This window comes from Streptococcus oralis subsp. dentisani (assembly GCF_002096615.1).
GTDB lineage: Bacteria > Bacillota > Bacilli > Lactobacillales > Streptococcaceae > Streptococcus > Streptococcus oralis_U.
This window is the reverse complement of sequence record NZ_NCUX01000027.1, coordinates 70805-93773: the sequence shown is the minus strand read 5'-3', so window position 1 is coordinate 93773 and position 22969 is coordinate 70805. Positions and strand designations below refer to the sequence as shown.

Here is a 22969-nt window from a genome sequence, read left to right as displayed (position 1 = left end):
ATGGACGCTTATCAACAAGTAGCTAATACCTTGCAAGAGTTGGGTATCGTCTATGATGTGGTAGAGCATCCACCTGCATTTACGACAGAGCAGGCAGATAGCTATATTGAAGGAATGGAAGGAGTCCGGACTAAGTCCATGTTTTTGACCAATAGGAAGAAAACTCAGTACTATCTGCTCATAATGGATGACAAGAAACGATTGGATATGGATGACTTTAAAGTTCAAGTGGGAGCCGATCGGATTCGAATGGCCTCATTGGACTCCTTGGCTGAGAAAATGACCCTACCAGCAGGAACGGTATCACCTTTTGGTTTGTTAAATAATGAAGAAAAAGATATTCAGGTATACTTTGACAAGGATATTTTGTCAGAAGAGATCATGACCTTCCATCCCAATACTAATGAAAAGACCATCTTTATTAAAACCCAAGACTTGTTCCGATTTTTAGAGGCTATTGACTTTAGCTATGAAATTTTAACACTTCCATAACAAATTTTATAGGAGAAATCATGAAAGAAATTCCATTTTCGAGTTTTTACCAAGCTTATCAGAAAGAAAACTTACACGTTCTAGATGTTCGTGAGCAGGAGGAGTATGATGCCCTTCACTTAGAAGGAGTCCAGCTTCTTCCTCTTTCTGAGTTAGCGGATCGCTACCAAGAGTTGGAACTTGACCAACTCTATTATGTCATCTGTAAGTCGGGCATTCGTTCAGCTCGTGCTTGCCAATTCTTAGAGGAACATGGATACAAGGTCATCAATGTCCAAGGTGGAATGACGGCCTTTGAAAATCTTTAAACCTATATGACGATAGATTCCAGTCTTCCCTTGCTCGGTTCCAACCGAGTGAGGAATTTTGTTTTTAGATAATTCTTATTTTTAAAAATATTGAAAACATTCAATGATTAATTTTGGATGCTTTTTTCAAAGTCTTAATCATGGTATACTAGGTCAGTATTTTAGAAATATGAAGGAGATTTTTATGGCTAAAAAAGGTGCCCTAACAGGCTTGCTCCTGTTTGGAATATTTTTTGGTGCGGGAAACTTGATTTTTCCACCTTCTCTAGGTGCTTTATCTGGAGAACAGTTTCTTCCTGCCATCGCAGGTTTTGTCTTTTCAGGTGTCGGTATTGCCGTCTTGACACTTATTATTGGAACTCTAAACCCTAAAGGATACATTCACGAGATTTCTAAGAAAATCTCACCTTGGTTTGCGACGCTTTATCTTGCAGTCCTCTATCTATCGATTGGACCCTTTTTTGCTATTCCGCGTACAGCTACAACAGCTTACGAAGTTGGGATTAGCCCCCTCTTGTCTGAAGCAAATAAAGGTCTAGGATTGATTGTCTTTACTGTGCTTTACTTTGCAGCGGCTTATTTAATCTCGCTCAATCCATCAAAGATTTTGGATCGAATCGGACGTATCTTAACGCCAGTTTTTGCCTTGTTGATCGTTATCTTGGTTGTACTGGGAGCTTTCAAATACGGTGGAACAAGTCCTCAAACTGCGTCAGCTGCTTATCAAGCTTCTGCCTTTGGTACAGGATTCCTAGAAGGTTATAATACCTTGGATGCCCTTGCTTCAGTTGCCTTTAGTGTGATTGCAGTTCAAACCTTGAAACAACTTGGATTCTCCAGTAAGAAAGAATACATTTCAACTATTTGGGTGGTTGGTATCGTTGTAGCTCTTGCCTTTAGCGCTCTTTATATCGGTTTAGGATTCCTTGGAAATCATTTCCCAGTACCAGCAGAAGCGATGAAGGGTGGAACACCAGGTGTTTATATCTTGTCGCAAGCAACTCAGGAAATCTTTGGTTCAACAGCTCAACTCTTCCTTGCTGTTATGGTAACTGTAACCTGCTTCACAACGACAGTTGGATTGATTGTGTCGACAGCAGAGTTCTTTAACGGACGTTTCCCACAAATCAGCTACAAGGTCTATGCAACTGCCTTTACTTTGATTGGATTTGCTATTGCAAATCTTGGTCTTGATGCAATCATCAAGTACTCAGTGCCAGTACTGGTAATCTTGTACCCAATCACCATCGCCATTGTGATGATCGTGATTGTGAATAAGTTTGTGCCCCTATCAAAACCGGGCATGCAGTTAACCATTGGGCTTGTTACAGCTATTGCTCTTGCAAGTGTCCTTGGAAGTTCCTTTAAGATTGAATTTCTAGCAAATCTTGTGAATGCTTTACCTTTTGCAGCTGCCTCTCTACCATGGTTGGTGCCAGCAATTATCGGAATCTTGCTTTCCTTGGTCCTTCCGAACAAGCAAGAAAGCGATGTTTTTGAGATGGAATAAAAAATGGAAATCACTTTTGTAAGTCAACTCTACAGGAGTGATTTTTCTTTTTTCCTCTCTACTGAAATGTGCTATAATAGGTAGCAAAAGAGGTGAAGATATGAATCAAACGATAAACTATATCAAAGAACTTACTGCTATTGCATCTCCGACAGGCTTTACTCGTGAGATTTCAGACTACCTAGTCCGTACTTTAGAAGAGCTTGGTTACCAGCCTGTTCGCACAGCAAAGGGTGGTGTCAATGTGACCATTAAAGGTCGAAATGATGAACAACATCGCTATGTGACTGCCCATGTGGACACACTCGGAGCCATTGTACGTGCTGTCAAACCGGACGGTCGTCTCAAATTAGATCGTATCGGTGGTTTCCCTTGGAACATGATCGAGGGAGAAAACTGTACGGTTCATGTGGCTAGTACAGGTAAAACGGTATCTGGAACTATCCTCATCCACCAGACATCTTGCCATGTCTACAAAGATGCAGGAACTGCTGAACGCACGCAGGACAATATGGAAGTGCGTTTGGATGAAAAAGTGACCAATGAAAAAGAAACTCGCGCCTTGGGGATTGAGGTTGGCGACTTTATTAGTTTCGATCCGCGAACTGTCGTGACAGAGACTGGTTTTATCAAGTCTCGCCACTTGGATGACAAGGTCAGCGCAGCAATTTTGCTCAATCTCCTTCGGAGTTACAAGGAAGAGGGAATTGAATTGCCTGTAACAACTCATTTTGCCTTTTCAGTCTTTGAAGAAGTGGGGCATGGTGCCAATTCAAATATTCCAGAAGAGGTTGTGGAATACCTGGCTGTCGATATGGGTGCAATGGGAGATGATCAACAGACAGATGAGTACACAGTATCTATCTGTGTCAAGGATGCTTCCGGTCCTTATCACTTTGAATTCCGTCAACATTTGGTAGCCCTGGCAAAAGAGCAGGACATTCCATTTAAACTAGATATCTATCCATTTTATGGTTCGGATGCTTCGGCAGCTATGTCAGCAGGTGCAGAGGTCAAGCATGCTCTCCTTGGAGCTGGTATCGAGTCCAGTCACTCTTATGAGCGTACCCACATCGATTCAGTAGTGGCGACTGAGCGTATGGTTGATGCCTATCTCAAGAGCGCATTGGTAGACTAGTATGTGCTTGATTTGTCAAAGAATTGAATGGATCAAGGCAGGGAAAAATCCCTACTTTGTCAAAGAACTAGAAACAGGCTATGTGGTTATTGGAGACCACCAATACTTTAAGGGCTATACCTTATTTTTAGCAAAAGAGCATGTCACAGAACTCCATCATATGGAGAATCCTGTAAAACTTCGCTTTTTAGAGGAAATGAGTTTGGTCCAAGAGGCAGTCGCCAAAGTATTTGAAGCTGAAAAGATGAATATTGAACTTCTAGGAAATGGAGATGCTCACGTTCACTGGCACCTATTTCCAAGGCGGTCAGGTGATATGAAAGGTTACGGACTTAATGGCCGTGGCCCAGTCTGGTGGGTACCCTGGGAAGAAATGGCAGCAGAAGATTGCCAAGTACAATCACCAGAGCTGGAAGAGATGATTAAAGTCTTATTCCAAAAATTGGAGAAACGCTTGGTCTAAGAGAGGAAGAAAGAAATGAAAAAAAGATATATCATTTTATCTGGTTTGCTAGCAGTAACCCTAGCAGCTTGTTCGCAAGAAAAACCGAAAGTTGAAGAAAATACTCAAAAGACGGAGCAAAGCAGTCAACCCGAAGGGACTGTGGGCAGCAAATCCCAAGCCTCTAGCCAGAAGAAAGCAGAAGTTGTTAATAAGGGAGACCACTATAGTATACAAGGAAAATACGATGAAATCGTCGTAGCTAATAAGCACTATCCTTTGTCAAAAGACTATAATCCAGGAGAAAATCCAACAGCAAAAGCGGAGTTGCTCAAACTCATTGCAGCAATGCAAGCAGCTGGCTATCCAATTAGCGATCACTACAGTGGCTTTAGAAGTTATGAAACACAAACCAAACTTTATCAAGACTATGTGAATCAAGATGGCAAGGAAGAGGCAGATCGCTACTCAGCCCGCCCTGGATACAGTGAACACCAAACAGGTCTTGCTTTTGATTTGATTGGGACTAATGGAGAATTGGTGACAGAGGAGAAGGCAGCCCAGTGGCTTTTGGATCATGCGGCTGACTATGGCTTTGTCGTTCGCTATCTCAAAGGCAAGGAAAAAGAGACTGGCTACATGGCAGAAGAATGGCATCTCCGCTACGTTGGAAAAGAAGCCAAAGAAATTGCTGCAAGTGGCCTTAGTTTGGAAGAATACTATGGCTTTGAAGGCGGAGATTATGTCGATTAAAAATGAAAGTTTTCTCTTGCATTTTTAGATAAATAGTGTATAATTGAAAGGTATGTGTAAAGCATACTTGTGGGAGGTAAAAATCTTTAATTACCGCCAAAACCACAAAGGAGGATTTAAAAATGGCTAAAAAAGTCGAAAAACTTGTAAAATTGCAAATCCCTGCTGGTAAAGCTACACCAGCTCCACCAGTTGGACCTGCTCTTGGTCAAGCTGGTATCAACATCATGGGATTCACAAAAGAGTTCAACGCTCGTACAGCTGACCAAGCTGGTATGATCATTCCAGTTGTTATCTCAGTATACGAAGACAAATCATTTACTTTCGTTACAAAAACACCACCAGCTGCTGTTCTTTTGAAAAAAGCTGCAGGTGTTGAAAAAGGATCAGGTACACCTAACAAAACTAAAGTTGCTACAGTTACTCGTGCACAAGTACAAGAAATTGCAGAAACTAAGATGCCAGATTTGAACGCAGCAAACATTGAGTCTGCAATGCGTATGATCGAAGGTACTGCTCGTTCTATGGGATTCACTGTTGTTGACTAATCAATAACACCCCAATATAACCCGCAAGACTTCATCATTTCGAGAAGTGACGTGGGAGATGAAAATCGATTGAACCACTTACAAGGAGAATAGAAAATGGCTAAAAAAAGCAAACAACTTCGTGCTGCTCTTGAGAAAATCGACAGCACAAAAGCATACAGTGTAGAAGAAGCTGTAGCACTTGCAAAAGAAACTAACTTTGCAAAATTTGACGCAACTGTGGAAGTTGCTTACAACTTGAACATCGACGTTAAAAAAGCTGACCAACAAATCCGTGGCGCAATGGTATTGCCAAACGGTACTGGTAAAACTTCACGCGTTCTTGTTTTCGCACGTGGTGCAAAAGCTGAAGAAGCAAAAGCTGCTGGTGCAGACTTTGTTGGTGAAGATGACCTTGTTGCGAAAATCAACGACGGTTGGTTGGACTTCGACGTAGTTATCGCTACACCTGACATGATGGCTCTTGTTGGACGTCTTGGACGTGTCCTTGGACCACGTAACTTGATGCCAAACCCTAAAACTGGTACTGTAACAATGGATGTTGCTAAAGCAGTTGAAGAGTCTAAAGGTGGTAAGATTACTTACCGTGCTGACCGTGCAGGTAACGTTCAAGCGATCATCGGTAAAGTATCGTTTGAAGCTGAAAAATTGGTTGAAAACTTCAAAGCTTTCAACGAAACAATCCAAAAAGCAAAACCAGCTACAGCTAAAGGAACTTACGTAACAAACTTGACAATCACAACTACTCAAGGTGTTGGTATCAAGGTTGACGTGAACTCACTTTAATCAATAAATTTTAAAAAACGAGTACAAAAGTGCTCGTTTTTTTTGATGATAAATTCATTCCAGGGGAAATAAGGCCATTAATAGCCTGATGGAGCAAGAGAATAGTGCTTTCTCCTTCTTCTTTCGCGGAAAATATGGTATAATAGAGAGTAAAAAACTTTGAAAGAAAGAAAAAGATGAATTTAAAAGATTATATCGCAACGATTGAAAATTATCCCAAGGAAGGCATCACCTTCCGTGATATCAGCCCATTGATGGCAGATGGCAATGCTTATAGCTATGCTGTTCGTGAAATCGTTCAGTATGCAACAGACAAGAAGATCGACATGATTGTGGGACCAGAAGCCCGTGGATTTATTGTAGGCTGTCCCGTTGCCTTTGAGTTGGGGATTGGATTTGCTCCTGTTCGTAAACCAGGGAAATTACCGCGTGAAGTGATTTCTGCTGACTATGAAAAAGAGTACGGTATTGATACCTTGACCATGCATGCAGATGCCATCAAACCGGGTCAACGTGTTCTCATCGTAGATGATCTTTTGGCAACAGGTGGAACTGTCAAGGCAACGATTGAGATGATTGAAAGACTTGGTGGAGTTGTAGCCGGTTGTGCTTTCTTGATTGAGTTGGATGAGCTTAAAGGCCGTGAAAAAATCGGAGATTACGATTACAAGGTACTTATGCATTATTAATGAAAAACAGTCCTTGGGGCTGTTTTCTCTTCATCTGCTATATAAATTAACTATAGCTAGTTAGAGAAAAACTATAATTGAAAACTATATCTTCATACAGTATAATAAAGGGAAGAAGTATTTGGAGGTTTTTACTTTCAAACAGACAACATCATTCCCGAAATAGAGAACTGTTAGGAGGGTATTATGCCGATTCGAATTGATAAAAAATTACCAGCTGTGGAGATTTTAAGGACAGAAAATATCTTTGTTATGGACGACCAACGGGCCGCTCATCAGGATATTCGCCCCTTGAAGATTTTGATTCTAAATCTCATGCCTCAAAAGATGGTAACAGAAACGCAACTCTTACGGCATTTGGCTAATACCCCTTTGCAATTAGATATTGATTTCTTATATATGGAAACACATCGTTCCAAGACAACTCGTGCCGAACATATGGAAACCTTCTATAAGACCTTTCCAGAGGTCAAGGATGACTTTTTTGATGGAATGATTATCACAGGAGCACCAGTGGAGCATTTGCCTTTTGAGGAGGTGGATTACTGGGAAGAATTCAAACAGGTCATCGAATGGTCCAAGACACATGTTTTTTCTACCCTGCATATCTGTTGGGGTGCCCAAGCAGGTCTTTATGCTCGCTATGGAGTTGAAAAGCATCAGATGGCTCAGAAATTGTCAGGCATTTACCCGCAGGACACCTTGAAAGAGGGCCATCTTCTCTTTCGTGGTTTTGATGATAGCTATGTAGCTCCCCATTCTCGTCATACAGAAATCTATAAGGAGGAAATTTTAGGAAAAACCAATCTGGAAATCCTCTCTGAGGGAGAACAAGTCGGCGTTTCTATTTTAGCCAGTCGGGATCTTCGTGAGATTTATAGTTTTGGTCATTTAGAATATGACCGTGATACTCTAGCAAAAGAGTATTTTCGTGATTGTGAGGCAGGACTTAATCCTCACATTCCAGAAAATTACTTCAAAAATGATGATGTGAATGAGAAACCGTGTCTTTGTTGGTCTTCATCAGCTGCCCTCTTTTTCAGTAATTGGGTTAACTATGCTGTTTATCAGGAAACCCCCTTTGACTGGAAAAAGGTAGAGGATGACGCAGCTTCATTTGGATATTTATAAGAGGAATTATGACATATTTTGACGCTTTTAAATCAGGGAACTTGGTTTTGCCAAGTGCCCTGCTCTTGCATTTTAAGGAACTCTTTCCTTCCAGTGATGATTTTCTCGTCTGGCAATTTTTCTATCTACAAAATACATCTGCTTTGGATGAGCTATCGCCAAGCCAAATTGCAGAAACTATTGGAAAAGAACTTGCAGATGTCAACCAATCCATTTCAAACTTGACTGAAAATGGGCTACTACAATATCGAACGATTGAACTAAATGGGGAAATTGAGCTTATTTTTGATGCTAGTTTGGCCTTTGAACGCTTGGATAACTTGTTGGACAGCCAGACTCCAGCTGCAACTACCCCAAATCCACAAAATCAATTGAAGGATCTGGTTGAAACTTTTCAGCAGGAATTGGGACGCTTGCTAACACCGTTTGAAATCGAGGATCTTTCCAAGACCGTCAAAGAAGACGGAGTTAAGGCGGATTTGATTAAGGAGGCTCTCCGAGAGGCCGTTCTCAATGGCAAGCCAAACTGGAAATATATTCAGGCAATCCTACGAAACTGGCGCCATGAAGGCATCCAGTCTGTAGCTCAGGTGGAGGCCAAACGAGCAGAGAGAGAAGCAAACAATCCTAAGCAAGTTCAGGCTTCGGCTGATTTCCTTGATGCCATGAATTTGTGGCAAGAGTAGCCGATTGAAAAATCTTGTAAATTAGAGTAAGATTTGCAAGCTCCTTATAAATATGATAAAATAATAGAAAATAAAATGAAAAAAGAGGTATGTGAAATGTCACGTAAACCATTTATCGCTGGGAACTGGAAAATGAACAAAAATCCAGAAGAAGCAAAAGCATTCGTTGAAGCCGTTGCCTCAAAACTTCCTTCATCAGACCTTGTTGAAGCAGGTATCGCAGCTCCAGCTCTTGATTTGACAACTGTTCTTGCTGCTGCTAAAGGTTCAAACCTTAAAGTTGCTGCTCAAAACTGCTACTTTGAAAATGCAGGTGCTTTCACTGGTGAAACAAGCCCACAAGTTTTGAAAGAAATCGGTACTGACTATGTTGTTATCGGTCACTCAGAACGCCGTGACTACTTCCATGAAACTGACGAAGATATCAACAAAAAAGCAAAAGCAATCTTTGCGAACGGTATGCTTCCAATCATCTGTTGTGGTGAGTCACTTGAAACTTACGAAGCTGGTAAAGCTGCTGAATTCGTAGGTGCTCAAGTATCTGCTGCATTGGCTGGATTGACAGCTGAACAAGTTGCTGCATCAGTTATCGCTTATGAGCCAATCTGGGCTATCGGTACTGGTAAATCAGCTTCACAAGACGATGCACAAAAAATGTGTAAAGTTGTTCGTGACGTTGTAGCGGCTGACTTCGGTCAAGAAGTTGCGGACAAAGTTCGTGTTCAATACGGTGGTTCAGTTAAACCTGAGAACGTTGCTTCATACATGGCTTGCCCAGACGTTGACGGTGCCCTTGTTGGTGGTGCGTCACTTGAAGCTGAAAGCTTCTTGGCATTGCTTGACTTTGTAAAATAATCTAGTTTTTTCCAGACAGACAGTCAAAAGTATCAGGTAACTTTGACTGCCTGTCTTGTTTTTACTTGGAGTATTCTTGTGAAAGAGGAATTTTTCCGACTAGGGAAGTTCCTTAGGGAAGGAAAGGCGTGCGGATGCGCGCTCTTTTCTGTATCAAAAGGTTATGAAAGGGGGAGTTATGCTCTATATTTGGTCTTATTTGAAAAAATACCCCAAGTGGTTATTCATGGATTTCTTTGGAGCGGTTTTCTTTGTTGTCGTCAATCTTGGCTTGCCAACTGTTCTGGCTCGGATGATTGATGAAGGTGTGAATAAAGGGAATGAACATCAATTGTATGTTTGGGCGGCAATCATGCTGGTGATTATCCTATGTGGAACCTTGGGGCGTATAGTCTTAGCCTATGCTGCTAGTAAGCTGACGACCAATATGGTCAAGGATATGAGGGATGATCTCTATGCCAAATTACAAGAGTATTCTCATCATGAATATGAAAAGATAGGAGTATCTTCACTGGTTACTCGTATTACTAGTGATGCCTTTGTTCTCATGCAATTTGCAGAACAGACCTTAAAACTGGGTGTCATCACTCCTATGATGATGCTGTCTAGTATCTTAATGATCTTCCTGACCAGTCCGTCATTAGCCTGGATAGTGGCCTTTGCAGTACCTTTCTTAGCCGTGGTGGTCATTTATGTAGCGGTCAAGACTCGACCATTATCAGAGAAACAGCAGGCTACCTTAGATAAGATAAACCAATATGCCAGGGAAAATCTGATGGGACTCCGTGTCATTCGTGCCTTTGCTCGTGAGGAGTTTCAAGAGGAACGTTTTGCAGGACAAAATGCGGTCTATGCAGCCAATTCCAATCGTCTGTTTAAACTAACCGGTTTGACGGAACCTTTGTTTGTTCAGATTATCATTGCCATGATTGTAGCTATTGTCTGGTTTGCTCTGGACCCTATCAAACAAGGAAGCTTGCAAATTGGGGATCTAGTAGCCTTTATCGAATATAGTTTTCACGCCCTCTTGTCCTTCCTTTTCCTATCCAATCTCTTCACCATGTACCCCCGTACAGCTGTTTCGAGTGAACGCTTGAAAGAAGTCATGGAGATGCCGATTTCTATTGATCCAAATGAAGGAGGTATCAGAGAAACTGAAACTCACGGCTATTTGGAATTTGAAAATGTCACCTTTGCTTATCCAGGTGAGACGGAAAATCCTGTTTTGCACAATATTTCGTTCTGTGCCAAACCAGGCGAAACCATTGCTTTTATCGGTTCGACCGGATCGGGTAAGTCTTCTCTTGTGCAATTGATTCCTCGTTTTTACGATGTTACACTCGGGAAAATCAAGGTTGATGGTGTTGATGTGAGGGATTACCGCCTCAAGTCTCTCCGTCAAAAGATTGGTTTTATCCCGCAGAAGGCCTTGCTCTTTACAGGAACTATCGCTGAGAATATCCGCTATGGGAAAGAAGACGCTAGTTCTGCAGACTTAAATCAGGCGGCAGACGTTGCGCAAGCTAAAGATTTTATCGATAGCCGAGAAGAAGGTTTTGCGACCCATCTAGCTGAAGGCGGAAGCAATCTTTCTGGTGGACAGAAACAACGTCTATCAATTGCCCGAGCGGTTATAAAGAATCCTGATATCTATATTTTTGATGATTCCTTCTCAGCCTTGGACTATCGCACGGATGCTATTTTGCGCCGTCGTCTCAAGGAAGTAACACAGAATGCTACAGTTTTAATTGTTGCTCAACGTGTCGGAACCATCATGGATGCGGATCAGATCATCGTTCTTGATAAAGGGGAAATCGTGGGTCGCGGTCGACATGAGGAATTGATGGAGACCAATGATATCTATCGTGAAATTGCTGAGTCGCAGTTGAAAAATGCATCTCTAACAGAAGAATAGGAGGAAATATGAAAACACAATCTAGTTTGGCTCGTTTGTGGAGCTATTTGAAAACCTACCGTTTTTCTGTCTTTTTTGCAGTCTTTCTAAAAGTTTTGAGTGTGGTCATGAGTGTCTTGGAGCCTTTTGTCTTGGGGCTGGCCATTACGGAGTTGACAAAAAACCTCTTAGATATGGCTAAGGGCTTTTCAGGTGCTAGTATCAATACTGGCTACATCGGAACGGTTTTAATCATTTACCTCTTTAGAGGTCTTTTGTATGAACTTGGTTCTTATTATTCCAACTATTTCATGACCAATGCGGTCCAGTCCATGACCCAGGATCTGCGAAATGAAATGACTGAAAAGATCAATCGTATCCCTGTGTCATTCTTTGACAAACACCAGTTTGGTGATTTATTGGGACGCTTTACCAGTGATGTTGAGACGGTTTCCAATGCCCTTCAGCAGTCTTTTCTTCAAATTGTCAATGCCCTTTTGACGATTGTCCTTGTCATGGGAATGGTATTATACTTGAACTTTCAGCTGGCTATAGTGGTGATTCTATCCATTCCAGTGACCTATTTTGGTGCTAGAAGCATCCTGAAACGTTCTCAGCCTTATTTTAAAGAGCAGGCGGCTATTTTAGGACGGATGAATGGTTATGTGCAGGAAAATCTCACAGGTTTTAATGTTTTGAAACTCTATGGTCGTGAGGAAACTTCGCATAAAGAATTTTCTGAGATTACGGACGACCTCCAACGTGTTGGCTTTAAAGCCAGCTTTATCTCTGGACTCATGATGCCAGCTCTTCATGCCGTATCAGACTTGACCTATCTGATCGTTGCAGTTCTTGGTGGTTTGCAGGTTATTGCGGGCCGTTTGACAGTGGGGAATATGCAGGCTTTTGTTCAGTATGTTTGGCAGGTTAGCCAGCCTATCCAAAACATCACACAACTTGCGGGTCAAATGCAAAGTGCCAAGTCTTCGCTCGATCGTATCTTCGAGATCTTGGATGAGACAGAGGAAGTCGAAGGAGAAGAACTCGAAATCCTTGAACCCTTAACAGGTCAGGTAACATTCAAGCAGGTTGATTTCCAGTATGTTGAAAACAAACCATTGATTCGAAACTTTAATCTAGAAGTTCAACCAGGAGAGATGGTAGCGATTGTTGGTCCGACTGGAGCTGGTAAGACAACCTTGATCAATCTACTCATGCGTTTTTATGATGTTACAGCAGGTGCAATCTTAGTTGACGGGCAGGATATTCGCCAGTTGTCACGACAAGACTACCGACGTCAGTTTGGGATGGTCTTGCAGGATGCTTGGCTTTATGAAGGGACAATCAAAGAAAATCTACGTTTTGGAAATCTTGACGCCAGTGACGAAGAAATAATAGAAGCTGCCAAAGCAGCAAATGTAGACCACTTTATTCGAACTCTTCCTGGTGGTTACAATATGGAGATGAACCAAGAGTCCAGCAATATTTCCCTCGGGCAAAAACAACTCTTGACCATCGCGCGTGCTCTCTTAGCCAATCCTAAAATTCTCATTTTGGATGAAGCGACTTCCTCTGTTGACACCCGTTTGGAACTCTTGATTCAAAAAGCTATGAAACGGTTGATGAAGGGAAGAACCAGCTTTGTCATCGCCCACCGTCTCTCGACCATTCAAGAAGCAGATAAGATTCTCGTTCTTAAGGATGGGCAGATTATTGAGCAGGGAAACCATGAAAGCTTGCTCCAAGCAAAAGGCTTTTATTATAATCTTTATCAAAGCCAATTTTCGAGCAAATCTGATCAAGTCAGCTAATAAAATAAAGCTAAATTTTTCTTAAATTATCAGTCTATTGCAACTTTTCTCAGATAGTACACTTTTCTTGCTATCGTTTTCTGGTAGTAGTATACTTATATTGTAACCACTAATAAGATGGTTATAAAAAAATGAAAGAGGTAAGAAATATGGTTGAATTGAAAAAAGAAGCAGTAAAAGACGTTACAACATTATCTAAAGTAGCGCCAGTGGCATTGGCAAAAACAAAGGAAGTATTGAACCAAGCAGTAGCGGATTTGTATGTGGCACACATTGCCCTTCACCAAGTTCATTGGTATATGCGTGGTCGGGGCTTCCTCGTGTGGCATCCAAAAATGGATGAATACATGGACAGTCTTGATGGCTATCTTGACGAAATCAGCGAACGTTTGATCACCCTTGGTGGCAAACCTTACTCAACTTTGACAGAATTCCTTCAACACAGTGAAATCGAAGAAGAAGAAGGAGAATTCCGTAATGTTGAAGAAAGCTTGGAACGTGTTCTAGCGATTTACCGCTACCTCATCGCTCTTTTCCAAAGAGCTTTGGATGTGACTGATGAAGAAGGCGATGATGTTACAAACGATATCTTTGTTGGTGCTAAGGCTGAACTTGAGAAAACAGTTTGGATGCTTGCGGCAGAACTCGGACAAGCTCCTGGTTTGTAAGAGATAGTTGCTACCCTTTTTATCATGAGGTGCTTGATAAGTGCCCATGATCAATCATCTTTTAAAAGTCATGTAACTGTAAAAAGTTGCATGATTTTTTTGTCTGCTATACTTAGGACACATTGTCAAAAGTAGGATTTTACGGTATAATAGTTGCTGTTCGAGAAATTTTGATTGTCAAAAAATAGTGAAATGTTATAAGGAGAACCCATGAACAACTTACCAAATTGCCCAAAATGTAATTCAGAATATGTCTACGAAGACGGAAGTCTCTTGGTCTGCCCAGAGTGTGCCTATGAGTGGAATCCTGCAGAAGTTGCAGAAGTAGAAGAAGGTGTTGTTGCTATCGATGCCAACGGAAATAAATTGGCTGACGGCGATACTGTAACTCTTATCAAGGACTTGAAAGTAAAAGGTGCGCCAAAGGATTTGAAACAAGGAACTCGCGTTAAAAATATCCGTATCGTAGAAGGTGACCACAACATCGACTGTAAGATTGATGGTTTTGGAGCTATGAAACTCAAGTCAGAATTTGTTAAGAAAATCTAGCCATGAAACTGAATTATAAATTTATCTTTTATAGTCGTGTGTTCTTGTTCTTAGCAGCATTTACAGGAGTTTATTTGGAGATTACCAAGCACGGTGGTTTTGGTATGCTCCTTTACTACACTGTGTTGTCTAATCTTTTGGTAACGATTTTCACGGGCTATTTGCTCCGTGTGATGAGCCGTTCAGGTGAAAATTGGCAAAGTCCGACCTTGCTTCGTCTCAAGGGTGGCGTTACCATGAGTATCATGATTACCTGTGTGATTTATCATTTTATGCTTGCTCCGATCGCGACAGACTTTTACCGTGTGGAAAATTTCCTTTGCCACTATATCGTTCCACTTTGGTTTTTAGCCGACACCCTCTTCTTTGATAAACAGGGTCAATACAAGATCTGGGATCCAGTCTTGTGGACCATCTTGCCCTTGGTTTATATGATTTTTGCCTTGTTTAACGGACTGGTCTTAAAACTCAATATTCCGAATTCCAAGGACAATCCCTTCCCTTATTTCTTTTTAAATGTGAACAAGGGTTGGGACGTGGTTATCAAATGGTGTTTGATCATTTTTGCGGCCTATATGGTTGCAGGCTTTATCTTCTATCTGATCAAGCAAATCAAGCGAAAATAGTCTTCCTATAAGGGAAATTAGGACGGAGTCTTTAGTTCAATCGGGCTCCTTCTTTTCTTGCCCTCTTCCTTTTAAAAGGATCAACAGTGAGAAATATACAGAAAGAAAATTCATGAAACAATTTTTAGAACGGGCTAGTATTTTGGCCCTCTCCCTCGTTTTGATTACCTCCTTTTCCATATCAAGTGCTTTACCAGCCATGTTTGACTACTATCAGGGCTATCCCAAAGAACAAATCGAGCTCCTAGTCAGTCTCCCTTCTTTTGGGATTATGATTATGCTAGTCTTAAACGGGGTGCTAGAGCGTTTGTTTCCTGAACGTCTTCAGATTAGTCTGGGCCTTCTCATCCTTTCTATCGGGGGGACAGCCCCTTTCTGGTATCAGGATTACAACTTTGTCTTTGCGATGCGGATTTTATTTGGTTTGGGTGTTGGGATGATCAATGCCAAGGCTATTTCCATCATCAGCGAACGCTATCATGGAAAGACACGGATCCAGATGTTGGGTCTTCGCGGATCAGCAGAAGTTGTCGGAGCGTCGATTTTGACTCTAGTGGTAGGTCAACTCTTATCCTTGGGATGGACAGTGACCTTCTTGGCCTACAGTGCGGGATTTTTAGTATTGATTCTTTATCTGCTCTTTGTCCCTTATGGGAAAGAAAAGAAAGAAACAAAGAAAAAAGAGGCCGAAACGACTCGTTTGACAGGACAGATGAAAGGCTTAATTTTTCTATTGGCTGTCGAAGCAGCAGTTGTTGTCTGCACCAATACAGCTATCACCATTCGTATTCCTAGTCTGATGGTGGAAAGAGGTCTAGGGGATGCTCAATTATCTAGTTTTGTTCTTAGTGTCATGCAGTTGATTGGGATTGTGGCTGGCGTGAGTTTTTCTTTCTTGATTTCTCTCTTTAAAGAAAGATTGCTCCTTTGGTCAGGCATTACCTTTGGATTAGGGCAGATTGTGATTGCCTTGTCTCCGTCATTGGGTGTGATGGTAGTAGGAAGTGTTGTGGCAGGTTTTGCATACAGTATAGCCTTGACCACAGTCTTTCAGCTTCTTTCTGAAAGAATCCCAGCTAACCTCCTTAATCAGGCAACATCTTTTGCAGTGCTAGGATGCAGCTTTGGAGCCTTTACGACACCATTCATCTTGGGAGCTGTCGGTATGGTCACTCAAAACGGGATGCTGGTCTTCACCATTCTAGGATGCTGGTTAATAGTGACTTCCGTATTTGTCATGGTTCCTCTTCGAAAGAAAGCTTAGGATTGATTTCCTAAGTTTTTCTTTTCGGGAATTTTGTACCCATACAATTTTTGGTTTTTAAACTTGTTTACACTTTTATTTCCTGATAAAATAGAAGTTATGACAAGATATAAAGCAACTATTTCTTATGATGGTTTTGCCTTTGCCGGTTTTCAGCGCCAGCCTCATACGCGGAGCGTTCAGGAGGAAATCGAAAAAACCTTAACGAGACTCAATAAGGGGCAAGCCATTACTGTCCACGGTGCTGGTAGGACAGACAGTGGGGTTCATGCCCTGGGGCAGGTCATTCATTTTGATCTGCCTTATCAAATGAATGAGGAGAAACTCCGTTTTGCTCTGGATACCCAGTCGCCTGAAGATATCGATGTTATTTTGATTGAGGTTGTGGCAGATGATTTTCATTGCCGTTATGCTAAGCATAGCAAGACCTATGAGTTTATCGTGGATAGGGGGCGTCCCAAAAATCCTATGCGTCGTCACTATGCCACTCACTTTCCTTATCCACTCGATGTGGAACGGATGCAGGCGGCAATCAAAAAGCTAGAGGGAACCCATGATTTCACCGGTTTTACAGCATCTGGTACCAGTGTAGAGGACAAGGTTCGCACCATCACAGAAGCAAGTCTAACAATCGATGAGACAGGGCAGTTTTTGATCTTTACCTTTTCAGGAAATGGTTTCTTGTATAAGCAGATTCGCAATATGGTGGGGACGCTGCTCAAAATCGGAAATAATCGAATGCCAGTTGAGCAGATTGACTTGATTTTGGAGAAGAAGGACAGGCAACTTGCAGGTCCCACGGCTGCACCGAATGGCTTGTATTTAAAGGAGATTCGTTATGAAGAATAATCGTATTTTAGCCCTTTCTGGGAATGATATTTTTAGTGGTGGTGGTTTGTCAGCTGATCTTGCCACCTATACCTTAAATGGTTTGCATGGCTTTGTTGCAGTGACTTGTTTGACGGCCTTGACCGAAAAGGGTTTTGAAGTCTTCCCTACGGATGATACTATTTTCCAACATGAATTGGATAGCTTACGTGATGTCGAGTTTGCAGGGATTAAGATTGGCCTTCTTCCTACTGTCAGTGTGGCTGAGAGGGCATTGGACTTTATCAAGCAACGTCCAGGAGTGCCTGTGGTATTGGACCCCGTTTTGGTCTGCAAGGAAACGCACGACGTGGCTGTTAGTGAGCTCTGCCAAGAGTTGATTCGCTTTTTCCCTCATGTCAGTGTGATTACGCCAAATCTTCCTGAAGCAGAATTGTTAGCGGGTCAGGAGATCAAAACTTTGGAAGATATGAAAGCTGCAGCGCAGAAATTGCATGATTTAGGAGCGCCAGCAGTCATTATCAAGGGAGGTAATCGCCTTAGTCAGGACAAGGCTGTGGATGTCTTTTATTATGGACAAAATTTTACAGTTCTAGAAAATCCTGTTAGCCAAGGTCAAAATGCTGGTGCAGGTTGTACCTTTGCCTCAAGCATCGCCAGTCACTTGGTTAAAGGAGATGAACTTTTACCAGCAGTAGAGAGTTCTAAAGCTTTCGTTTACCGTGCTATTGCACAAGCAGATCAATATGGAGTAAGACAATATGAAGCAAATCAAAACTAATAAAATCGCCCTTGTATCAATCTTAACAGCCCTATCAGTAGTTTTGGGTTATATTGTAAAAATCCCAACCCAAACAGGAATATTAACTTTTTTGGATACTGGAATTTTCTTTACAGCCTTTTATTTTGGGAGACGTGAAGGAGGTATCGTTGGAGGTTTAGGAGGTTTTATCATTGACCTTATTTCAGGTTATCCTCACTGGATGTTCTTTAGTTTGATTTTCCATGGTTTGCAGGGATATTTTGCAGGCTTTAAAGGGAAATGGCAGTGGCTTGGATTGCTTTTGGCAACTATTATCATGGTAGCTGGATATGCGTTTGCTACCGCTTGGATGAAAGGTTGGGGAATAGCCTTGGCCGATGTTCCTCATAATTTATTGCAGAATTTTATTGGAATGGTTGTAGGCTTTCTTCTCAATAAAAGTATTAAAAAGATAAAATAAAAAAGTCAGCTCTAATAGCTGACTTTTTGCTTGTTTGGTTTTAATCAAAATAAAGCAAATCTTTGCTGGTGCTTGTAAAGAGGTCAAAGCCATCCTTGGTAACAACACCACAGTCTTCGATGCGGACACCGACTTTACCAGGGATATAGATACCAGGTTCAACAGAGAAGCACATGCCTTCTTCGATGACCATGTCGTTTCCTTCCATGATGGATGGGAATTCGTGGACATCCATACCGATACCGTGACCGAGACGGTGGTTGAAGTACTCACCATAACCAGCTTTTTCAATGACTTCACGGGCAGCGCGGTCCACTTCATGGGCAGTCACCCCCGGTTTGATAAAGTCAAGGGCAGCTTGTTGGGCTTCAAGGGTCAAGTTGTAAATATCTTTCTTGAATTGGTCTGGTTTGCCGACAGCGACTGTACGAGTCATATCTGATGCATAGCCATTGACCATAACACCGAGGTCAAAGAGGAGAAGAGCATCATTTTCAACCTTGTTTGCACCAGGAATTCCGTGCGGATTTGCAGCGTTATCGCCAGTCAAGACCATGGTATCAAAGCTCATTTCATAGCCTTCACGTTTCATGGCAAAGTCAATTTGGGCAATAATATCTGTTTCAGTCTTATCAAGAGAAATGTTGTCAAAACCAACTTTGACAGCTTTATTAGCATAGAGACCTGCAACCATCATTTTTTGCACTTCGTCAGCTGATTTGATGAGACGCATGCGTTGGATGCGAGGAGTGAGGTTTTCAAACTCAGCAGTTTCAAAAACTGTTTTCAAACCATGGTATTTGGTCAAGATGAGATTGTCAAACTCAACAGCGACATGTTTGAAATCAATTTGAGGCAAAGCGTTTTTGATTTTTTGCCATGGATTTTCAGAATCCACATAGCCCACAACTGGGAAAGAGACAGTGTTGCTTGCACGTTCTACTTCAAGAGCTGGGACAAAGAGGAGAGGTTCCCGGTCCGCTAAGATAAAAAGGAACATTTGGCGTTCATGGGGATCACTGTAAAAGCCAGTGAGGTAATTAATAGTGACGGGGTCAGATACGACAGCGACGTCTAGTTTTTCTGATTCAAGATATGTTACGATTTGTTGTAATTTAGACATATGCTACCTTCTTTCTACCCCTCTATTTTGGCAAAAAAAGAGAGAAAATGCAAGGGAGAAGGGTAAAATAGCAGGCAAAAAGAACTCCGACAAGATAGGGGAGTTCTTTGATATAGCTTTCATTTCTTTAAGAAAAGTCTGCCTTGCTTTTCACGTCGCTGTATTCTTCAGCGATTTCTTGGCTGAGAATGTCCTCATAGGCAGGGAGTTGGATATCCTGACCGTATTTTTTCCGGAGGGCAGTAGTGACTAGGCGATAAGCTAGATTGGCATTGCGAGAGAGGATAGGTCCGTGGAAGTAGGAACCAAAGACATTCTTATAATGAACCCCTTCGCCGACTTTTTCTTCGTTGTTTCCATTCCCGTAGACAACCTGTCCCAGCGGTTTTTGGTCATCTGAGAGGAAGGTACGGCCTTGGTGATTTTCAAAGCCATAGTAGGTTTCATCGAATTCTTTATTATGAATCTTGATGTCACCGATAAAGCGATTATTGGTCTGGTTGAGGGTGTAGTGGCCCATGACACCGAGCCCTTCGATGCGTTTGCCTGAAGCTTCAACATAATATTGGCCCAGTAGCTGAAAACCACCACAGATGGCTAGAACTACTCCGTCGTTTTGGATGTAGTTGTCAATGCTTTCTTTTTTAGCAGGCAGGTCGCCTGCGATGATGCTTTGTTCAAAGTCTTGACCCCCACCGAAAAAGGCGATGTCGTAGTGATTTTCATCAAAGTTATCATGGAGAGAAACGATGTCAACTGTTACATGAGCCCCCAGTTTTTCAGCCACATACTTGAGCATGAGGATGTTTCCATTGTCCCCGTAGGTATTCATGAGGTTTCCATAGAGGTGGGCAATGTTGAGCTGATAAGGGTAGTTGCCAGCTTTTGAGGAAAGTGAAGTATAAACCATTAGTTCATCTCCTTTCTAACAATCTGACGACTAGCCAGCAGTTCGCGGAATTCAAGCATAGCAGTATAGGTAGCCAGGATATAGGCATGCTTGCAGTCTTGGTTCTCAATGGTTTTGAGAACTTGCTCCAGATTGCTTGTTTCAGTGATTTTATCAGCTGGATAGCCAGTCACTCGAAGACGGCGTGCGATTTCAGAATGACGAACACCACCAGCGTTAATTTCTGGAATGTCCATGTCAGTGATTTGTTCAAAGTCCGCATCCCAGATCCAGCTAGTATCAATCCCATCAGCATAGTTGGCGTTGAGAAGGACAGAAAGGCTAAATGGATAAGGAGCTAGTTTTATCATCTCGATAGCTTGAGTTGCACCGACTGGATTCTTAATCAAGACGAGAGTACATTCCTTGTCGCCGATATGGAAGGTTTCCTGGCGTCCAAAGACAGCACGGCTCTTGTCAAATCCTTGCTTGATGAGTTGCGAATCTGCACCGAGGAAACGGGCGATGGCAACCGCAGCAAGGGCATTGTAGATATTATAGAGTCCACCGATTTGAATGCCGTATTCTTGTCCGTCAATGACAAAGCGAGAGCGATTGTTGGTCAACTCAACCAGTTCTGTCAAGCGATAGTCGAGATTAGGACGTTTGCATCCGCAGCCTTCACAGATATAGGCCCCCAAGTTAGCATAGGTATTGAGTTCATATTTGAGGATGCCTTGACAGTCAGGGCAGAGGATTCCTTCGGTATTGTAGTGAGCCAGTTTGGCTGGCCCTTTTTCCAAGTCAAAACCAAAATACTCTACAGGATTTGGAATAGCTGGCTTGTAGAAAAGGGGGCTATCACCATTTAGAAGAACAGTAGCCGTAGGCACCTTACGGATGGCATCCAAAATCATCTTATAAGTTGTGTAAATTTCACCGTAGCGGTCCATCTGGTCACGGAAGATATTAGTGATGACAAAAAGGCTAGGCTGGATATAGTCACAGATACGAGAAAGACTGGCTTCGTCGATTTCGAGGACAGCAATGTTTTTCTCAGTTTTAGAAGATTTGGCTGTTAGGAAGGTTGTTGCAATCCCTGTAATCATGTTGGCACCGCTTGGGTTGGTCAGAACTTGACCATAAACCTCTTTTAAAATGCCAACAGTGAGGGCAGTTGTCAAGGTTTTTCCATTGGTTCCAGTGACCACGACGATCTCGTAGTTCTTAGCTAGATGTTGTAAAATATCTTTATCAAATTGAAGGGCGAGTTTTCCTGGGAGCGTACTTCCACGGCCAAGACGGCTCAAGATGAAGTGAGAAGAACGCCCAGCAAGAAGGCCCAAAGTAGTTTTTAAGTTCATGTTTCTATTATATCATACTGCGCCCAGCAGTCCAATAACTAAAGTAACCTCTAAGATCAACTAAAGAAGTAACCTTAGAAGTGCTTTTTAGGTTCTGATTAAACCAAACCAATCAAATACAATATCTTTGGATTTGATAACTTTGGCAACTTTAAGAAATAAATCTTTCTTACTCTGAACATAAGAAAGGAGAGGACATCGATTATCCTCTACAGGTTTTAAAATTTCATTAATCCATTATAACTGACAAAGATACCTAACTTTTGGGATTTAGATCATTTTTTGGAAAGTCTCTTTTATAATAAATTACGAATTTTTTCTTTTATAAATGCGTTAAGAGGATAGTGTTTATCAAGATATTCTAGGAGTGCCTGAGCAGATTCAGAAATTCGTTCGTAACCTTGCAAGAAGTGAGGCAATTGTTTGGCCTCATTTGGATAACCTTTTTCAAATCTTCTGTTGCTGTTAAAAATATCTATAAAATCAGATTTAGAAGTTTTTTCCAAATTGATTAGTTCGGTCCAAAGCTTGACGGATCTGTTTTGAATGAAATCATAAGCAGCCAATTTTTCGCCTCGTTGATAGCGACCTAGTCCTATATATAGATTGCATAAAATTTCTCCCAACAGCCATTCACGGTCTCTATTTTCTTTTGATGGCAATCTTTGTGGCCGGCAGATTGTTTCATCAAAACCGACCTCCTTCCAGACAATCTTGCCTTCAGCGAAGGGAATGTTTACTAGTTCATGAGCTTCAAAGACAGCAAATTCACAAAAAACATCATCTTCAAATAGAACTTTATGTCCGTCCACTGTATTTTGGTAGTGAAATGCAATTGGTTCTAGATTACTTAACCAAGTTAGGTCCTGTATATAGGCCTGCTTGTAGCCATCTTTTACAATAACAAAAAAATCCAAATCTGAGTATTGATCCAATCGGTCTCTTTCTACTCCGCAAGAACCAAGTGCCAGCAAAGCTAGTGCTTGTCTAGAATCTTTTAGAGACTGACCAATATCATCTAGTCTTTGTAACAGTAATTCTGTTTTATTCATAATCGTTACCTCATTATTTCTTGTTTACAGACATTATATAGTTAATGTTTTCGAAAGTCAATTTCATCCCATACCAAATATATACTAATGTAATATGGGATTTCTTTCGATATTTTTTACAATGATAAAGTTTAAACATTTTGCAGAGTATTGCTCATATTATCAAGAATGAAGAAATTTGAAGTATCCTTTGATTGATTAGAAAGTGATTCTTATCTTTAAAAAGATTAAATGATTTGGAAAATATTTGAGAAGAAAAAATATATCGACTTAGCCATCAATTTGCAAACGGTAAAACCTTTCCACAAACGATGAAAATACACATACGACCCGCGCAAAG

Annotated in this window: 25 protein-coding genes; 21 read left to right on the top strand and 4 right to left on the bottom strand. The window is 41.5% G+C overall.

The genetic code is table 11. The features are described from left to right. From B7708_RS01845 to B7708_RS01745, 21 genes are all read left to right on the top strand, one after another. Entirely contained in the window at positions 1–492 is a 492-nt protein-coding gene (locus B7708_RS01845; protein ID WP_084973330.1) for a prolyl-tRNA synthetase associated domain-containing protein, read from the top strand. A 20-nt stretch (positions 493–512) separates the two neighbouring features. After that, positions 513–800: a rhodanese-like domain-containing protein gene (locus B7708_RS01840; protein WP_000659062.1), complete on the top strand. Its 288-nt coding sequence runs from the start codon at positions 513–515 to the stop codon at positions 798–800. Between the two features lie 184 nt (positions 801–984). Continuing rightward, entirely contained in the window at positions 985–2310 is a 1326-nt protein-coding gene (gene brnQ, locus B7708_RS01835; protein ID WP_084973328.1) for a branched-chain amino acid transport system II carrier protein, read from the top strand. A gap of 100 nt (positions 2311–2410) precedes the next feature. Beyond that, on the top strand, positions 2411–3448 hold the full coding sequence (locus B7708_RS01830; RefSeq protein WP_084973326.1) for a M42 family metallopeptidase: 1038 nt from the start codon (positions 2411–2413) through the stop codon (positions 3446–3448). Between the two features lies 1 nt (position 3449). Further along, positions 3450–3911: an HIT family protein gene (locus B7708_RS01825; RefSeq protein WP_084973324.1), complete on the top strand. Its 462-nt coding sequence runs from the start codon at positions 3450–3452 to the stop codon at positions 3909–3911. Positions 3912–3926: 15 nt separating this feature from the next. Further along, positions 3927–4643, top strand: coding sequence for an LD-carboxypeptidase LdcB/DacB (gene ldcB / locus B7708_RS01820; RefSeq protein WP_084973319.1), 717 nt, complete (start codon positions 3927–3929; stop codon positions 4641–4643). A 122-nt stretch (positions 4644–4765) separates the two neighbouring features. Then, positions 4766–5191: a 50S ribosomal protein L11 gene (rplK, locus tag B7708_RS01815; RefSeq protein ID WP_001085808.1), complete on the top strand. Its 426-nt coding sequence runs from the start codon at positions 4766–4768 to the stop codon at positions 5189–5191. Between the two features lie 96 nt (positions 5192–5287). Continuing rightward, positions 5288–5977, top strand: coding sequence for a 50S ribosomal protein L1 (gene rplA / locus B7708_RS01810; RefSeq protein ID WP_001085675.1), 690 nt, complete (start codon positions 5288–5290; stop codon positions 5975–5977). A 176-nt stretch (positions 5978–6153) separates the two neighbouring features. Next, positions 6154–6666 (top strand): adenine phosphoribosyltransferase, encoded by a 513-nt coding sequence (locus B7708_RS01805; RefSeq protein WP_001049316.1) that lies wholly within the window; start codon positions 6154–6156, stop codon positions 6664–6666. Between the two features lie 186 nt (positions 6667–6852). After that, positions 6853–7797, top strand: a complete 945-nt coding sequence (gene metA / locus B7708_RS01800; protein WP_084973317.1) for a homoserine O-acetyltransferase MetA — start codon at positions 6853–6855, stop codon at positions 7795–7797. 8 nt (positions 7798–7805) lie between these two features. After that, positions 7806–8483 carry a DnaD domain-containing protein gene (locus B7708_RS01795; protein WP_000220738.1) on the top strand — a complete coding sequence of 226 codons (678 nt, stop codon included), beginning with the start codon at positions 7806–7808 and terminating at the stop codon, positions 8481–8483. Positions 8484–8579: 96 nt separating this feature from the next. Next, on the top strand, positions 8580–9338 hold the full coding sequence (gene tpiA / locus B7708_RS01790; protein ID WP_000087893.1) for a triose-phosphate isomerase: 759 nt from the start codon (positions 8580–8582) through the stop codon (positions 9336–9338). A gap of 178 nt (positions 9339–9516) precedes the next feature. Then, complete coding sequence (locus B7708_RS01785; RefSeq protein WP_084973315.1) at positions 9517–11253, top strand: ABC transporter ATP-binding protein; 1737 nt, start codon at positions 9517–9519, stop codon at positions 11251–11253. A gap of 8 nt (positions 11254–11261) precedes the next feature. Continuing rightward, the gene (locus B7708_RS01780; RefSeq protein WP_084973313.1) at positions 11262–13043 is read left to right on the top strand and encodes an ABC transporter ATP-binding protein; all 1782 of its coding nucleotides are present in this window, start codon (positions 11262–11264) and stop codon (positions 13041–13043) included. Between the two features lie 149 nt (positions 13044–13192). Then, positions 13193–13711, top strand: a complete 519-nt coding sequence (locus B7708_RS01775) for a Dps family protein (RefSeq protein WP_084973311.1) — start codon at positions 13193–13195, stop codon at positions 13709–13711. 210 nt (positions 13712–13921) lie between these two features. After that, positions 13922–14260, top strand: coding sequence for a zinc ribbon domain-containing protein YjdM (locus tag B7708_RS01770; RefSeq protein ID WP_001061600.1), 339 nt, complete (start codon positions 13922–13924; stop codon positions 14258–14260). Positions 14261–14262: 2 nt separating this feature from the next. Beyond that, entirely contained in the window at positions 14263–14886 is a 624-nt protein-coding gene (locus tag B7708_RS01765; protein ID WP_084973309.1) for a Pr6Pr family membrane protein, read from the top strand. 112 nt (positions 14887–14998) lie between these two features. Next, positions 14999–16150 carry an MFS transporter gene (locus B7708_RS01760; protein ID WP_084973307.1) on the top strand — a complete coding sequence of 384 codons (1152 nt, stop codon included), beginning with the start codon at positions 14999–15001 and terminating at the stop codon, positions 16148–16150. Positions 16151–16249: 99 nt separating this feature from the next. Next, positions 16250–16999 carry a tRNA pseudouridine(38-40) synthase TruA gene (gene truA, locus B7708_RS01755; RefSeq protein ID WP_084973305.1) on the top strand — a complete coding sequence of 250 codons (750 nt, stop codon included), beginning with the start codon at positions 16250–16252 and terminating at the stop codon, positions 16997–16999. Next, the gene (locus tag B7708_RS01750; protein WP_084973303.1) at positions 16989–17759 is read left to right on the top strand and encodes a bifunctional hydroxymethylpyrimidine kinase/phosphomethylpyrimidine kinase; all 771 of its coding nucleotides are present in this window, start codon (positions 16989–16991) and stop codon (positions 17757–17759) included. The genes truA and B7708_RS01750 overlap by 11 nt, the downstream gene beginning before the upstream one ends. Next, positions 17740–18201 (top strand): ECF transporter S component, encoded by a 462-nt coding sequence (locus tag B7708_RS01745; RefSeq protein WP_084973301.1) that lies wholly within the window; start codon positions 17740–17742, stop codon positions 18199–18201. Before B7708_RS01750 ends, B7708_RS01745 begins: the two co-directional genes overlap by 20 nt. A 40-nt stretch (positions 18202–18241) precedes the next feature. Here B7708_RS01745 and B7708_RS01740 read toward each other — a convergent pair whose 3' ends face one another. The 4 genes from B7708_RS01740 to B7708_RS01725 all read right to left on the bottom strand — a co-directional run bounded on the left by B7708_RS01740 (position 18242) and on the right by B7708_RS01725 (position 22629). After that, positions 18242–19324: a M24 family metallopeptidase gene (locus B7708_RS01740; RefSeq protein WP_084973299.1), complete on the bottom strand. Its 1083-nt coding sequence runs from the start codon at positions 19322–19324 to the stop codon at positions 18242–18244. A 127-nt stretch (positions 19325–19451) separates the two neighbouring features. Then, positions 19452–20234 (bottom strand): lipid II isoglutaminyl synthase subunit GatD, encoded by a 783-nt coding sequence (gatD, locus tag B7708_RS01735; protein ID WP_084973297.1) that lies wholly within the window; start codon positions 20232–20234, stop codon positions 19452–19454. Further along, positions 20234–21577, bottom strand: coding sequence for a lipid II isoglutaminyl synthase subunit MurT (gene murT / locus B7708_RS01730; protein WP_084973295.1), 1344 nt, complete (start codon positions 21575–21577; stop codon positions 20234–20236). The genes gatD and murT overlap by 1 nt, the downstream gene beginning before the upstream one ends. 296 nt (positions 21578–21873) lie before the next feature. Further along, positions 21874–22629, bottom strand: coding sequence for a hypothetical protein (locus B7708_RS01725; protein ID WP_084852572.1), 756 nt, complete (start codon positions 22627–22629; stop codon positions 21874–21876). Positions 22630–22969: the final 340 nt, after the last annotated feature.